12 protein-coding genes and 3 pseudogenes are annotated in these 14,603 nt (G+C 43.9%); 7 read left to right on the top strand and 8 right to left on the bottom strand.

Annotation, left to right across the window (positions count from 1 at the left end):
- Window positions 1-95: 95 nt before the first annotated feature.
- Window positions 96-191 (top strand): annotated as a pseudogene (locus C1T21_RS28125) (phage tail protein); the annotation flags it as partial.
- Between the two features lie 203 nt (window positions 192-394).
- On the opposite strand, the gene C1T21_RS19485 reads toward C1T21_RS28125, so the two are convergent.
- Window positions 395-928 (bottom strand): TetR/AcrR family transcriptional regulator, encoded by a 534-nt coding sequence (locus tag C1T21_RS19485; protein WP_025716458.1) that lies wholly within the window; start codon window positions 926-928, stop codon window positions 395-397.
- Between the two features lie 117 nt (window positions 929-1,045).
- Here C1T21_RS19485 and C1T21_RS19480 point away from each other — a divergent pair, with 117 nt between their 5' ends.
- Window positions 1,046-2,092, top strand: coding sequence for an SDR family oxidoreductase (locus C1T21_RS19480; RefSeq protein WP_103049404.1), 1,047 nt, complete (start codon window positions 1,046-1,048; stop codon window positions 2,090-2,092).
- Between the two features lie 1,468 nt (window positions 2,093-3,560).
- Here C1T21_RS19480 and C1T21_RS19465 read toward each other — a convergent pair.
- Window positions 3,561-4,604, bottom strand: coding sequence for a zinc-binding alcohol dehydrogenase family protein (locus C1T21_RS19465; RefSeq protein WP_103049402.1), 1,044 nt, complete (start codon window positions 4,602-4,604; stop codon window positions 3,561-3,563).
- 125 nt (window positions 4,605-4,729) lie between these two features.
- Here C1T21_RS19465 and C1T21_RS19460 point away from each other — a divergent pair, with 125 nt between their 5' ends.
- From C1T21_RS19460 to C1T21_RS28120, 3 genes and pseudogenes are all read left to right on the top strand, one after another.
- Window positions 4,730-5,107 carry a winged helix-turn-helix transcriptional regulator gene (locus C1T21_RS19460; RefSeq protein WP_103049401.1) on the top strand — a complete coding sequence of 126 codons (378 nt, stop codon included), beginning with the start codon at window positions 4,730-4,732 and terminating at the stop codon, window positions 5,105-5,107.
- 381 nt (window positions 5,108-5,488) lie between these two features.
- Window positions 5,489-5,956: pseudogene (locus C1T21_RS27425) on the top strand (transposase); the annotation flags it as partial.
- A 215-nt stretch (window positions 5,957-6,171) separates the two neighbouring features.
- Window positions 6,172-6,219: pseudogene (locus C1T21_RS28120) on the top strand (transposase); the annotation flags it as partial.
- Between the two features lie 74 nt (window positions 6,220-6,293).
- Here the strand turns inward: C1T21_RS28120 and C1T21_RS28350 are convergent.
- Entirely contained in the window at window positions 6,294-6,944 is a 651-nt protein-coding gene (locus tag C1T21_RS28350; RefSeq protein ID WP_103049399.1) for a DUF4183 domain-containing protein, read from the bottom strand.
- A gap of 447 nt (window positions 6,945-7,391) precedes the next feature.
- On the opposite strand from C1T21_RS28350, the gene C1T21_RS19440 reads away from it, so the two are divergent.
- On the top strand, window positions 7,392-7,805 hold the full coding sequence (locus tag C1T21_RS19440) for a DUF4183 domain-containing protein (protein WP_013311418.1): 414 nt from the start codon (window positions 7,392-7,394) through the stop codon (window positions 7,803-7,805).
- A 160-nt stretch (window positions 7,806-7,965) separates the two neighbouring features.
- Here C1T21_RS19440 and C1T21_RS19435 read toward each other — a convergent pair whose 3' ends face one another.
- Window positions 7,966-8,703 carry a cyclase family protein gene (locus C1T21_RS19435; RefSeq protein WP_103049398.1) on the bottom strand — a complete coding sequence of 246 codons (738 nt, stop codon included), beginning with the start codon at window positions 8,701-8,703 and terminating at the stop codon, window positions 7,966-7,968.
- Window positions 8,704-9,083: 380 nt separating this feature from the next.
- Here C1T21_RS19435 and C1T21_RS19430 point away from each other — a divergent pair, with 380 nt between their 5' ends.
- Window positions 9,084-10,367, top strand: coding sequence for a pectate lyase family protein (locus tag C1T21_RS19430; RefSeq protein ID WP_103049397.1), 1,284 nt, complete (start codon window positions 9,084-9,086; stop codon window positions 10,365-10,367).
- Window positions 10,368-10,515: 148 nt separating this feature from the next.
- Here C1T21_RS19430 and C1T21_RS19425 read toward each other — a convergent pair whose 3' ends face one another.
- From C1T21_RS19425 to C1T21_RS19410, 4 genes are all read right to left on the bottom strand, one after another.
- The gene (locus C1T21_RS19425) at window positions 10,516-11,583 is read right to left on the bottom strand and encodes an ABC transporter ATP-binding protein (protein ID WP_013311421.1); all 1,068 of its coding nucleotides are present in this window, start codon (window positions 11,581-11,583) and stop codon (window positions 10,516-10,518) included.
- A 214-nt stretch (window positions 11,584-11,797) separates the two neighbouring features.
- On the bottom strand, window positions 11,798-13,177 hold the full coding sequence (locus C1T21_RS19420; RefSeq protein ID WP_103049396.1) for a sensor histidine kinase: 1,380 nt from the start codon (window positions 13,175-13,177) through the stop codon (window positions 11,798-11,800).
- A 2-nt stretch (window positions 13,178-13,179) separates the two neighbouring features.
- Window positions 13,180-13,890, bottom strand: coding sequence for a response regulator transcription factor (locus C1T21_RS19415; RefSeq protein ID WP_103049395.1), 711 nt, complete (start codon window positions 13,888-13,890; stop codon window positions 13,180-13,182).
- Window positions 13,891-14,058: 168 nt separating this feature from the next.
- Window positions 14,059-14,580 (bottom strand): hypothetical protein, encoded by a 522-nt coding sequence (locus C1T21_RS19410; RefSeq protein WP_103049394.1) that lies wholly within the window; start codon window positions 14,578-14,580, stop codon window positions 14,059-14,061.
- Window positions 14,581-14,603: the final 23 nt, after the last annotated feature.

Genomic DNA, 14,603 nt, shown 5'->3' with positions numbered 1-14,603 from the left:
GTGAACGTTTATATTTAAATCATTTTTGGTATAATATTTGGCAGATAAGGAAGATTAAATTTCTATTTTTAGAAAATAGTGAGAGAAAACGAGGGATGGAAATGTCGTATATCGTTGATTTTAAAAATGTGTCTACGGTAGGCTTAGAGTCTTCACCTGTAGTAGAAGCGCTTGCTGGTTTACGTGCACATGGGCCAAACTCACCGGGTTGTCACTCTCATTACTACGCATGTCTTCAATATCCGCTTTTCGCCTCAACATTGCCGTTTCCTGCTCAGCCAGTTCACCTACTCGTTCCTTAAGCAAATGAACCTCCAGCATATCTTCCTCGGAGATGGTGAAAAGCCAGTTTGCTATGTCCTGTTTTGGACACTCATCGTATTTCCCTGTATTTTTATTTATGAAAAAGTCGGATGAGTGCGGATATTTCTTCTATAGTTTCTTGTTGACCATTCTTTATCCACATCACCCAAATTTCAAAAACACCGGCACTCATAAAATGAATCCAATAATTTCGTTTCGCACCTGTCCAGTCTGGAAAGGGAATAAGCTCATCATAAAATTGGGTAATATGATTTTTGAAGATTTGATAAAGTAGCCCTGTGTAATCACTCTCAATGGCCAATCGAAAATCATCAGAGAATGTTAGAAAAAAGTTGGTCAAATCTGTTATTTTTTGCTCGTGATTCTTTTTGTTCGCAATTTTATTGAAAATATCTGCAAATTTAGGCTCGTAGTACTCCACTAATACCTGTTCAAGACTTTCATAATTTCTATAGAAGGCCATTCGGCTGACGCCGGCTTTTCTAACGAGTTCTGAAATCGTCAGCTCTGATATTCTTTTCGTTCGCAATAGCTCCAGCAATGCAATAGTAATCCATTCTTTGGTGTCTTTTTTAATAATTTGTGCGTGATCCGTTGCTGCCATTACACTTCCTCCATTCTGTCACACATGCTTGTTTCTTGCTTGCTATTGATAATGCCTGGTCCTATTATAGTGTAAAAAGCGTTACAAGTGTAACGCCACCTGAAGGGAGTATTTAAGATGGCAGACTCTAGCAAACCTGTAGTGCTGGTGACCGGAGGTTCAGGATTTATCGCTGTTCATATCATTGTGAAATTACTGGAGAAGAAGTATCGTGTGCGGGCAACCCTGCGTACAATGAGCAGACAAGATGAAGTGAAAGCCATGATTATGTCAGGTGGAGTGACAAATATGGAGGATTTGTCGTTTGTTCAAACGGATTTGACTTCTGATAAGAACTGGAATAATGCGGTTAAAGGAGCGGATTATGTCATCCATGTGGCTTCTCCAACCCCCAATAGAATTTATAAAGATGAGAATGAAATGATTGGGCCGGCACGTGAAGGTGTTTTACGAGTGTTGAGGGCAGCACGTGATGCAGGGGTCAAGCGTGTTGTTTTAACTTCTGCTTTTGGAGCCATTGGTGTGGGACATAAGCATCACATAGGGCCATATACCGAGGATGATTGGTCCAATACAGATGCAAAAATTCATCCATATCAAAAATCCAAGACACTTGCTGAAAAAGCTGCCTGGGAATTTATTCAACAAGAAGGGAAGGGTTTAGAATTTGCAACCGTAAATCCTGTTGGTGTGATGGGACCAATTCTAGGCAATGATTATTCGCATTCAAATGATATTGTCCGCCAAATGTTAGAAGGCAAGCTAAAGTCTGTCCCCAAAATTTATTCTGATTATGTGGATGTTCGAGATGTTGCAGAGCTGCATATCCTGGCAATGGTTCATCCCGAAGCAAGTGGAGAGCGGTTTATAGCTTCTAGTGCAGAAAATCTCTCAACACTTGAGATCGCAAATATTCTGAGAAAAAATTTAGGGGAAGATGCGAAACACGTGCCTATGAAGGAAATTCCAAATCCTATCGTTCGTGTTGCGGCGGTTTTCAATCCTAAATTAAGAATGATTGCAACACTCTTGGGCCAAGACATGTCAACGAGTAATCAAAAAGCCAAACGTTTACTGGGATGGACACCACGCCCGGCAGAAGAAGCAATTATAGCCACTGGTAAAAGTATGATGAAAGTTATCAAGGGACAGATGAAGGTATAAGTTATTGTGGGGACAATTTGCGTTTAACAACTGTCCCCTTTTATGTTAGATCGCCTGCACAGCTCCGGTGTTTTGGCAATCCTGCATTGGTGATCATGTCCTTGAGCTCGTTGACAAATGAAGTCAAACTGGTCGTAGAGGCCTTCCCGAATCGGTTCTCCCCGGTCAGGTTCCCGATCGGTTTGGCTGCATCCTCTCTGTATTTGCTTTTTAGTATATGATCCACCACTCTACATTAAATCTATAATCTATTTTTAATTCTCAATTCTCCAACATAACTCCTGTAAAACCTCTTTCATCCTTCTGGTTTCTCATAATATGGGCTAACTTCATGTGATACTGAGCAAGTTGAGTGAATATGAATTGTGGTCAGAATACTACCATAACGAAGGCATGAGACACTTGTTTGTCGAACTGCCCTATTTTACCGCCGAATATTTGAACCTATGCACGCTGTCGTTCGATTGTGGCCGGTTCATTTTCAGAAGATAGATTGAATAGAGAGAGTTGTAGAATTTTTAATTCTTCACGTTGAGAGTTGATTTGTCACAAAGGTCTCGAACTGAGAGCAATAGATTAATGTTATCGCAGAAGGCCCCCTCACATTTTGCTTCAAGAAAATTTTGAGCTCTAATTGCATTGAATTTAAAGTTCTTTTTTATATCGACATGTATTTATTTATGGGAAGGGTAGGAAGGATACATGATGTTAGAAAAATCGGATATGGAGCTTTTGATTGAAGCAGAACGAGCTCCTGATAAGTCTTTAGCTGTATTAATATGTGGGATAGCGGATTCGGGGAAAACTACCTTTTCTCAAAAAATGGAGGAGTATGGGTACATACGCCTTTCCATTGATGAGGAGGTATGGTCCGCTAACGGATGATATGAAATTGATTTTCCTATTGAAAAGTATAGGGATCACTCGAATGAAGCACATATAGGTTTGCGTAATATAATTGTGCACTTCATTCAAGATAAAAAACAGGTTGCGGTTGACTCTAGTTTTTGGAGCAGGTCGGAAAGAAATGAATATAAGCGGCTTATCGAAAACGCCGGAGGGAAGTGGAGACTCATTTACTTGAAAGTGAATTGCGAAAGTGCCTTAAGATTCGTAGCCAACGCTTTGATGCAAATGCTGCCTTTATGATTACAGAGGAGTTGTTAACGACTTTTCTTAATTGATTTGAAGAGCCAAAAGATGAAGGAGAAATTGTCATAGATAATTAGAAAATCACTGACTGATATTTAAGTGACAAAAGGCAATCCTATAAGAATAGCCCTAAAACTTGCCGTTACAGACAGCGCGGAGAACCGTATCATAAGTGACGGCAATTTTTTTACAAAGTTTGGCAATTTTTTGTCTCGCCCACACCATACCGTTGTACACAAAAAGGCCCCATAGGGGGCCTTAGTCTTGTCTATACACATTACCGCTTTTTGGAACCAAACGCGCCTTCTTCGTAGTATCAGAAGTTTTCTAAAACAATTTTTCCAATGGACCGTCCAGTTTCCAACTTCTCATGTGCTAAACGTAGGTTTGCTGCATTAATGGGTTCTAGTCGTTCATTTAGCGTAGTTTTTAATTTTCCATCATCGATTAAGTCCGCCAGGTCATTCAACAATTTGTGTTGTTTAATCATGTCTTTGGTATGAAACAAGGACCGTGTAAACATGAACTCCCATACAAACGTTACACTTTTAGAAAACAGCAAGTCCATTTTCAGGCTTCCTGCCCAGGTAGCCTTATCTGCAGGAACGATACAGCAAATTACACCTTGAGGGGTAATGACCTCCGCCATATTCGCTAGATGTTGTACAGTATCATTCAAGCAAAAGATATAATCTACGGTGTCTAGACCAACTTCCTTGAGCTGAGGTTGAAAAGGGTTGTTGTGGTTTATTATAAAATCCGCACCTAGACTTTTAACCCATTGAGTTGACTCTGGACGCGAAGCAGTACCGATGACAGTCAAACCTGCTAATTTGGCAAGTTGAATGGCAATCGATCCTACCCCTCCAGCTGCACCGATAATAAGTATACTTTTGTTTTCATTTGCGTTTAGGCTAATTCCTAAACGATCAAATAGGCCCTCCCATGCAGTTATCGAGGTAAGCGGTAATGCGGCTGCGGCTGCGAAATCCAAACTTTTCGGCATATTTCCTACAATTCGTTCATCAACCAAGTGAAATTCACTATTACTACCTGGTCGAGACACACTGCCCGCATAATAGATCTTGTCCCCAGGTTTAAACAATTGACAGTCAGGACCAACTTGTTCTACGATTCCAGCAGCATCCCAACCAAGAATTTTCGGTGATTCGGCTTCGTAGTTATGGTTTTCGCGAACACCTACGTCTGCAGGGTTGACAGAGATTGCCTTTACATTTACAAGCAAATCACGGCCCGTAGGTTCCGGTTTATCCAAATGCAGATCAATAAGGCTTTCCGGATTGGATATTGGGAGGTATCGGTAAGCACCGACTGCTTTCATCTTTTGGTTGGTATTCATGGATATCCATCCTCTCAAATAGGAAATGTTGTACAGTTGCATTGTAAATCATTCGATTACTTTAAGTAAGTACGCATATTTTTATGATATAGTATTAAAAATCAAACCTTTAGGGAGATGAGCTGATGGGAGACCGAAGAAACAAATATGGAGCGAGTCCGGATATGCAAGCATGTCCGGTTGAAACAACGCTGGATGTTATTGGTGGAAAGTGGAAGGGAATCATTCTCTATCAGCTCCTGGACGGAACGAAAAGATTCAATGAATTTAGGCGCCTCAATCCGGGAATTACGCAGTTTATGCTCACATTACAGTTAAGAGAGCTTGAACGGGATGGCATCATTCACCGAGAAATATATAAAGAGATTCCGCCAAAAGTGGAATACTCCCTTACTGATTTCGGAAGGACTTTGGAACCGGTCATTATGTCTATGAAAGCATGGGGGGAGTCTTATAAAATGCGGCTTGATGAAAATCGAACGGTACAAGGGGAGGAAAGTTAAAGGCAAGTTGGGTAACAAGCTAGGGGTGGGTACAAGGCCACAGTTACAGGAAGTAAATAGAATATACCAGGCCTGTTGATTAACTAAAAATAGGATAAAAAGAGCCGCCTTGAGCAGTGGAAAGGCTATCGCTCCGGCGTGGATCAAGCGTCGTTAAGTGGTTTGCCGACGGTTCATTACTCTACCTTCTCCGGGAAAGCCGCCGAGGTTCCTTTTGCTGTGTTCAAAACATGGTTTCACCAACTTCTTCAAAGCCGAGGACGAGCCGAACGGCGAACTTTACAGATTCCTCAGTAACTGCTGCTCATCGACTCGACCACCGTAACGGTAGGAAAGACTCGTCTGCCCTAGGCTCCTTATCATGGCGAACGAGCCGGCGTAAAGCTTCATGTCGCTTGGGATGCGACCTCTTTACAGCCTCGGCGCGTCGAAGAAACCACTGCCGTATGTCATGACGGCCCCCTGGGTGAAGTCCTCGCCGATCCGTCCTACACGCTGGTTCAAGATCGAGCCTATGGTAAAATCGAGCGTTTCGATCGATACCTGGAGCAAAAGCAAGGGTTTGTGATTCGCTTAAAAGAGAATGTGTTTTTTCGCTGGATCAAGCAACATTTGAATATTCCAACACGGTTTGGAACCACCGAAAATGCGGTGTATGGACAGTTGTTCTCAGCGCTTATCGTATACGTACTGTTAAAAACGATGTATGATCGCTTAAGCCTTCGTGTTCCCAAGCATGAAGCACTGGAGTTTGTTCGTTTTGCGCGCCTGCTCTTGCTAAATAAGCTTGCTGCTCATTGGAGATACCTTCTATATACCTTGAATATGAAGGATATCTTTCATCCTTAAATTCACAATAATTGGTTAATCAACAGGCCTGATAAAATAGATATGTAACCGAATAAAAAAAGCAACCGATTGGCATACGCTGCATTATGGCGCTCGGACGCTAGGACAGGTGGGACTAATTATGCTTGAAGTGCACGCAGTCACCCAGCAGGGAAAAGACTCAGGCAGCCTTGGCCTATGAAGCGACGAGCACATTTCCCCGCTGCAAAAAAGTCGTGCAAGCCATCCATGACCAAGGCTCCAAAGCCGGTCTTCAGCTTTGGCATGTCGGACGCAAAGGCTCGTTGCCCCAAGAAACAGCTGTATCTGCCTCTGGGTTGCCTCACCGCGAACAGTATCATCCACTAGATCGCACACTAAACCGAACAATTTCCACAATAATAGGTGTGCCGGAGAGAATTGCCTCTCCTTCGTTAAGGCGAATCGTCAGCGATGAAGGTGTTAGGCTATACAATGTGCTTTCTTGTACCATTCCATTAATGTATAGATTGGCATAACTATTGCTTCCGACATTAAAACGCTGAAAGGCCTCCTGTACACCATCTACAGAAAATTGATCCGCCATAATCGTGATTGAAGATTCAATTGTAGCAGGTGCTAAATAAAAATACCGCTCAGCTATGGGTATAATTTCAATATTTGAAATGTCAGCTGCCGGACCGGTTGGCCCTGTTATACCTCGGGCTCCAGTAGGGCCCGCTATGCCCTGTGCTCCAGTAGGGCCAGGTGCACCTGTTGCACCTGAACTACCTTGGACTCCAGCCGGACCTGGTGCTCCTGGTGCTCCCCGTGTTCCTGCTGGGCCCTGTATTCCTGGTATTCCTTGGACTCCCGGTGTTCCCGCAGTTCCCGGTATGCCTTGGGCTCCTGCTAAACCTGGAATACCTTGTACCCCTGTCAACCCGGCTTCGCCTTGCATCCCTGTCAAACCGGGAATACCTTGTGCTCCTGCCGAACCCGGAACATCTCGCTTTACCGTCTGGCCCATTCTTCTCCTCCGCTTGGTAGGAGTATTTCTACACCGCCGGTGCATGATTAGCTTTGGATGCTTTTTGACATGGAACCCCGTTTTTGTTCTACCTTTGAATGGATAACTTGTTTTACACTTTTTACGTTTGTTGGTCTTGCAATGTACAGTTCTCTTTCCTTGCCTCCTTAGTGATGAATCGCGTCTCCTCATACCAGCCGTATACACCTCCTTCTCACATGCTGATTTATATATTGTATGCACATCCCCCTTTAGGGTTTTAGGCATTTGTAACCTCCAGATTCCAAGTGTTCGCTTCCATCTATATTTGTAGCAAAATAGGGCCTTCTCCATTAACCCTATTATTTATAGAAAGGTTAACATGCCGTTTCCGAATAGGTTGAAAAATCATTTATTGATTAAGAGCCAACGAATGGCTCATACCAGTAAAGAAAGGAGATGAAAACTATGCCCATCATAAAACCTGTGTACACAGCAGTAGCTACTGCTCCCGTAGCAACTGGTGGTGCCATAAGCACGACTGTAACCCCAGCCGTGACTCGTTTTTTTGCAACCATTACAGCCGGGATGATCGGAGCAACAACAACAACTATTCCTGCTGCAAGCTTCGTAGATGACGCCGACGCTCCAGTAGTTGCTTTACCAACATTAACGGCTACTGATTCTGCTAATTATTATATTAATGGAGTTATTCAGCAGAGCTCCTTATTCACCCTGACCACGGCAAGTCTGGTCATTGCCTCTGTAGATATTACACCAGGTGTCCCCGCTGTCATAGAAATATCTGATTTTAGCGGCACAACCTCCACCATATCAACTCAGCCCACCATCTCTGCCCCTACCGTAACGATTATCACTTAAGACGTTTCATCCTTTTGATTCAAGATGGACTGAACGGTCATTCACGCTGTACATTACCCCATATAAGCTAGAAAAGACCGATTCAGATGTCGATATCTGAATCGGTCTTTTAGTTCAAAATGATTATATAATCGTTTTTAAATGACTGGGTACTGTATGATTAAGGCAAAATAGCAAAGGAGCGCACCGGAAATCCGGGAGAATCCTGAATGCTCGGAACGATATTATATATGACCGCGCCCGTCGGAGGTACCTTGTCCAAGTTCGTCAGCACCTCAACTTGATACCGATCCTGCTCCAATATGTAATATTCCCCTACCAGCTTGCCAGCTTTGCGATAAGCTACAGAGGAATCGGTATCTAGTGTTTCATGTCCAATGGCAGCCACATTCCGTTCCTCTACCAAAAAGCGTAGCGCTTCCAGCGACCAGCCCGGGCAGTGTGCATCTCCGGCGTCATCATTGTTCGAGAAGGCGTCTGAATCAGGCCAACGCTTGCTCCAATCACTGCGAAAGGCAACAAAGGACTGATCTGCAATGCGTCCATGCTCTTTCTCAAAGTCCAAAATATCCGCAACCGTAAGTTCATAGTCAGAATTGGCTGCAACGGCTACTGAACGATCAATGACAACTAGCGGCAAAACCAGCTCCTTCAACGAAAGCTCATGCAAGTAACGTTTGCCCTTCACAAAATGAACGGGTGCGTCAATATGAGTCCCATACTGACCTGGAAAGCAGTATTGTTTTACAAAAAAGCCATCATCGTGGGTAAACAGGGTATCCACCTGAACATTATCGAATACGGGAAAATGAGGGATTTCAGGATAAAAAGCGTGGGACAAATCTACCCACTCTTTTTGCTTCAACAACTTCAAGATATCTGCTAAATGCTCTGCCATGATGCCCATTCCTCCTCAGCTTTATTACAAGCCATTTTACCTGAGGATTCTTCAAAAATCTATAAATCGATCTGCTAAACTAATATAGATTGCAATCGTTAACATTCTGGTGAAAACACAAAAACAATTCCATATATTCATATATACAATTCCTATTCCGTGTGGTTGTTAACGTTTTCATTATTACATATACGTATTGATTGGAAAAAGAAGGGGACTATTGAATTATATAAAAAATTCGACAAAAATTTTAGTATGTAACTTTTATTATATTAACAAATACTGGAATGCGAAGTATGATAGAAAATGTAGAAACCACAGGAGCACCCGGGACTCCCTTCGTTCATCTACTCCATTAATCCAATATACGGAGGTATTTTATGAAAAAGAGATTTTCACTCGGAATCGCAGCAGCTCTACTGTTCACTACTCTGGCTCCTATAGGTGCACCTGCTCATGCAGCCAGCGATATTGGCAAGGAGACGCTCGGCAGCAAAAACGGATGGGCAGCCTTTTCTACAGGCACAACAGGTGGAGCTGCGGCGACTACCTCCAATATTTTCACCGTAACGAATCGCAAACAACTTGTCGATGCCTTAGGCAAAAGCAGCAACACAGCGCCTAAAATCATTTATGTCAAAGGCACGATCAATGCCAACGTCGATGACAATAATAAACCGTTAGGATTGGACGACTACAAGGACCCTAAATATAATTTTGACGCCTACCTCAAAGCGTATGACCCGTCCACATGGGGGAAAAAGGCTCCGTCTGGCACATTGGAAAAGGCACGTGAGGCTTCACAAAAAAATCAGGCCAGTCGTGTCGTCATTGAAATTCCGTCCAATACAACGATTGTCGGTCTGGGAAGCGACGCTGTCATTAACGGCGCAAACTTCCAGCTGAAAAAAGGGACAGACAACGTTATTATCCGTAATATCGAATTCCAGGATGCCTACGATTATTTTCCTCAGTGGGACCCAACGGACGGCAGCACAGGCAATTGGAATTCGGAATATGACAGTATTACAGTTAACGGGGCCACACATGTGTGGGTAGACCACAATACCTTCAATGATGGATCTCACCCCGATAGCCAAAACGGTACCTTTTACGGTCAAGAATACCAGCATCATGATGGACTTCTTGATGTGATTAACCAAGGCGATCTGGTTACGGTTTCTTACAATCATTTTTACGATCATGATAAATCGTCGATTATTGGCAACAGCGACAGCAAAACAGCAGATGAAGGAGCTTTACGTGTAACCTTGCATCACAACTATTATGAAAACACGGTACAACGCACACCACGCGTGCGGTATGGACAAGTCCATCTGTACAACAATTACTATACAGGTGATGTAAAACGCTCCGAATATCCTTCACTGTATATATGGGGCGCAGGTAAATCCTCCAAAATCTTAGCCGAAAACAATGTCATTGACGTTGCGGGATTATCCGCAGCCAAAATTGTGACTGTCTTTGGAGGAACTGCCCTGTCAGATACGGGCACAATCCTGAATGGACAAGCTGTTAACGCAGGCTCCAGCGCGGGTCTTAGCTCCTCTGTAGGCTGGAAACCATCGCTGAACGATAAAATTTCCCCATCCGCCAGTGTGAAGGCAGAAGTCACTTCCCAAGCTGGTTCCGGTAAGCTGTAAACACTACCTGCTAACACAAATAACCACAGGCGCATACAACCTGCGATTTTACACCAAAAAAGGCTGTTTCCTCCGTAGAATGATTCCACACGGAGAGAACAGCCCTTTTTTTATTTTTCATTTGTTTAATTACAAATTATAACACGCCTTAACTGCCGTATTGTTCTACCAAAACCGGCTTTTCAAATGCATTATCCAGCTTGCGAAGTTTAGCCTTTACCGCTTCTGGTGGCTCAACCGCAGGCGCATCTGGATGCAGCAACCATGATTTCACAAAGTGCGTATCGGATAATTGAAAGAGTGGAGGCTCTTTCTCAAAGTCAATTTTCATAGCATAAGAACTACGGGCTGCAAAAGCATCCCCTACAGGTGGGTGAAGCAGATCCGGAGGTGTTCCCGGAATAGCTGCCAACTTCTGACCATGGCTGTCCAAACTTGGCATAGAAGCGAGAAGGCCCCATGTATATGGATGTTTTGGGTTGTAGAAAATTTCATTAACCGTACCTGTTTCCACGATTTGTCCTGCGTACATAACAGCAACGCGATCAGCCATCTTCGCCACAACACCGAGGTCATGCGTAATAAAGATGATGGAAGTATCGATCTTTTTCTGAAGATCCTTCATCAGCTCCAAAATTTGAGCTTGAATCGTTACGTCCAACGCAGTCGTCGGCTCATCGGCAATCAGAAGTTTCGGATTAGCAGCCAATGCCATCGCAATGACGACACGTTGACGCATACCGCCACTAAATTCATGCGGATATTGGTTAAAACGCTGTTCAGGATGTGGAATACCTACCAGATTCAGCAACTCAATACCCCGCTTGCGAGCAGCATCCTTGGATATTTTTTCATGCTTGAAAAGCACTTCCGTGATCTGCTTGCCGACTTTCATCGTCGGGTTAAGCGAAGTCATTGGGTCCTGAGAAATCAGGCCAATTTCCTTACCACGAATTTTTTGCATCTGCTTTTCTGTTTTATTAATCAGCTCTTGTCCGTCAAACATAATTTGACCCTTTTGATAGATGCCCGGAGGGGTCGGAATCAACTTCATAACAGCTTGTGAGGTTACGCTTTTGCCTGAGCCGGATTCGCCCACAATCGCCAGCGTCTCTCCTTTATTGACATGAAAGTTTACGCCACGAATGGCCTGCACTAGTCCCTGACGGGTCTTGAAAGATATCGTTAAGTCCTTCACTTCCAAAAGGCGGTTCATCTCATCACTCTTTCATTTATTATTCATCACTATTATTGACCACTATCTAAAAAAACGACGTCCAGGAGTCAAGGTATATACGATTAATTTTACTCAGTTTAGTACCTACCAGTCAAGCTATATCTAAAATATCACCAAAAACCTCTCATACTATGTTAGATAAATGGGATATTAGGCCGAAAAAACGATCATTTTTAACCATTTCTGTACTCATTTATAACATGTGCTGGATATAGCTGAAGCGTGCTCCACCCAATGGCGAACGTGTGCAGAGTAGTTCTCCGTTCAATCGGGTAGCAATTTGACGACAAATAGCCAATCCAAGACCTGTGACACCATTCGAGCCCGCATAGAATCTTCCGAACACCTCGGCTGCCTCTTGTTCGGTCAGCCCTCCTCCATCATCATCCACATGCATAACCCATACAACCTCCGGTGTTGTCCCTGTCTCCAAATGAATGACAACCTCCGTAGAGGTGTGCCGAACTGCATTTTGCAACAAATTCAACATCATACGGAACAATTGCTCGGCCGGAACGGCCACATGCAGGCCCTCTCCCTCCACTCGAAGCGAGATAGAACGTTCAGCAGCCACCGGCATCAATAGATGAACAGCATCCTCTGCCATGCTTTTAAGATCAACCAGAGAGACAGGCCATTCCTCATTCAGCGCTTCCAGCCTTGATAGCTGCAGCAGCTTTTCCACCATGTCAATTAACCGCTGGGACTGCACTTTGATGATACTCAGCCCCTCGTCCTGGGATACCACTTGATCCTGAATGGCATATACATAGCCTTGAATGGACATTAACGGTGTCCTTAGCTCGTGAGATACATTTTGTAGAAATTCAATTTGACCCTGATGGTGCTGCTGAATACGGGCGGACATGGAATGAAAGGTACCGATCAGCTCGCCAATCTCACTTTTATCCGCCTGCGGAAAATCACTATCCTGCGGCTGATTAGGCTCATAGTTGCCTACCGCCTCCTTCAATCGTTTGAGTGGACGTACCAGACGTGAGACAACCATCAGACCAATGACGAGAATCACCAAAAAACCCGCGATGATAGACAGTAATGTGGTTCTCATTAACGGTACATACAGTGCTCGCAAAGAAGATAAGGGTGAGTACACAAAAATACGAAAAGGTTGTCCGGGCAATTCTTCATTCGTAAACAGTACCTTTTTACCTTGAAGCACAGCTACCCCTTCATGTGTAGCGGTCAGATCCTGGGCAGACAGATGAACCGATGCAAAAAATCCCTGGCGGATCAAAAGCAAACGCTCGATCTTTTTGCCTTCCATTCCAGAGACGCTTGAGTCGATGATGCGGTTATCCGTACTTAAAATAAAGTAGTCGGCAGATAAAAGCACGCCCTTGATAACATAGTTGAATTCAGCATTATCCAGTCGATCAAAGCCTCCGTCGCTCATAATATGGACGGCTTTGCGCGCCTGCTCATGAAGCTTGGATTTGGCCTGATTCACCAGAATGTCGTCGATAAGCCTGATGAATAGGACCACCGTAATACAGACGGTAATAAGCATGGCGATGGACAGGGAAAGCAGTATTTTAGCTCTCATCGTACGCATGGTTACAACTCCTGAACTGTTGCTTTATATCCGAAGCCCCATACGGTGTTAATGACGAGCGTAGAGTGATATTCAGCTAACTTTTTGCGAATCCGTTTGACCAGATCATCCACGACTCTCACATCACCTATAAAATCATAGCTCCACACCTGCTGAATCAGATGTTCCCTGCCAAAAGGTCTCTCCAGATGATTCGCAAGAAACAGCAGCAGGTCGAATTCACGTGAGGTCAAATTCAGCTCTTGTCCGTCCACTGTGACTTTACGAAAGTCAGCAAAAATACACAGATTGCCCGCATGGCATATATCTGCGCTTTCTGCCGCTTGCCTATCGTCCGATGCAGACATTCCGGCCTTGCTCAGCCTCAGCATCGCTTTAACCCTTCCTACCAATTCTCTTGGATTAAAGGGCTTGGTCAAAAAATCGCTGCATCCCAGCTCCAGCCCATGAATACGGTCGTTTTCTTCTCCACGGGCAGAGATCATAATGATCGGCATTTCTGTAAAATCACGAAGCTGAGTCAGTAGAGAAAGCCCATCAATGCCAGGCATCATAATATCAAGAACGAGACAATCCGGACGGTTCGTACGGATATGCTCTACCAGTGTTTTACCACTGGAAAAGGAAGTGACCTCGTAGGATTCTTTTTTCAAATATTCAGATATTAATTGCAAAATGAACACATCGTCATCCACTACTACTATTTTTGTCATGGCCTTAACCCCTTGCCGTTGTTCTGGATGCTTCCATCCTCTCTTTAAGCTTAACAGAAGCCCAGCAGAATAGACAAAAGACGGGTATACCGTTCCCGGTCCCGTCTTTCTTATCATGAATCGCTGCTGTATATGCCAGGCGAGCTGAAAGCTAATTACACATCAATCTTATTTCTTGGTTGTTACTACTTTAGCAGCTGTTTTTGGCGCTGTTTTCACTGTTTTTGCTGGGACTACTTTTTTAACTGGAGCTTTGTGGGTCACTTTTTTAGCTACGGCATGATGTGCACGAGTTTTATGAGTTGTTGCTTTGTGTTTAACAACATTATGTTTTTTTGCATGATGTTTAACTGTACGGTGCTGCACTTTCACTGCTTTTGTTTTGTGGCTTGCCACTTTTTTCGCAACGGATTTTTTAGCAGGGGCTTTCTTCGCTTTGGTTGTTGTTTTATGAGCTGTTGAAACTTTTTTAACGGGTGCTTTCACCACAGGTGTTTTCGTCACAGGTGTTTTCGTCACAGGTGCTTTTGCCGGTGTTTTGGTAGCCGGAGTCGTAACCGCAGGAGCTTTGATCGCTGGTGCAGTGCTCGCTGGAGTCGTTGTTGCTGTAGCGGCGAATGCACTGCTTGCTCCTCCCAGTACACTTACTACGGTCAATACGGCTGCTGCATTTTTAGTCCATTTTTTCATGATTGAATCACCTCTCCTTTAAA

Origin of the sequence: Paenibacillus sp. F4 (genome assembly GCF_002894905.1) — a bacterium.
Lineage (GTDB): Bacteria > Bacillota > Bacilli > Paenibacillales > Paenibacillaceae > Paenibacillus > Paenibacillus polymyxa_B.
Note: the sequence above shows the minus strand (reverse complement) of the source record. Positions and strands in the feature narration are given on the sequence as shown.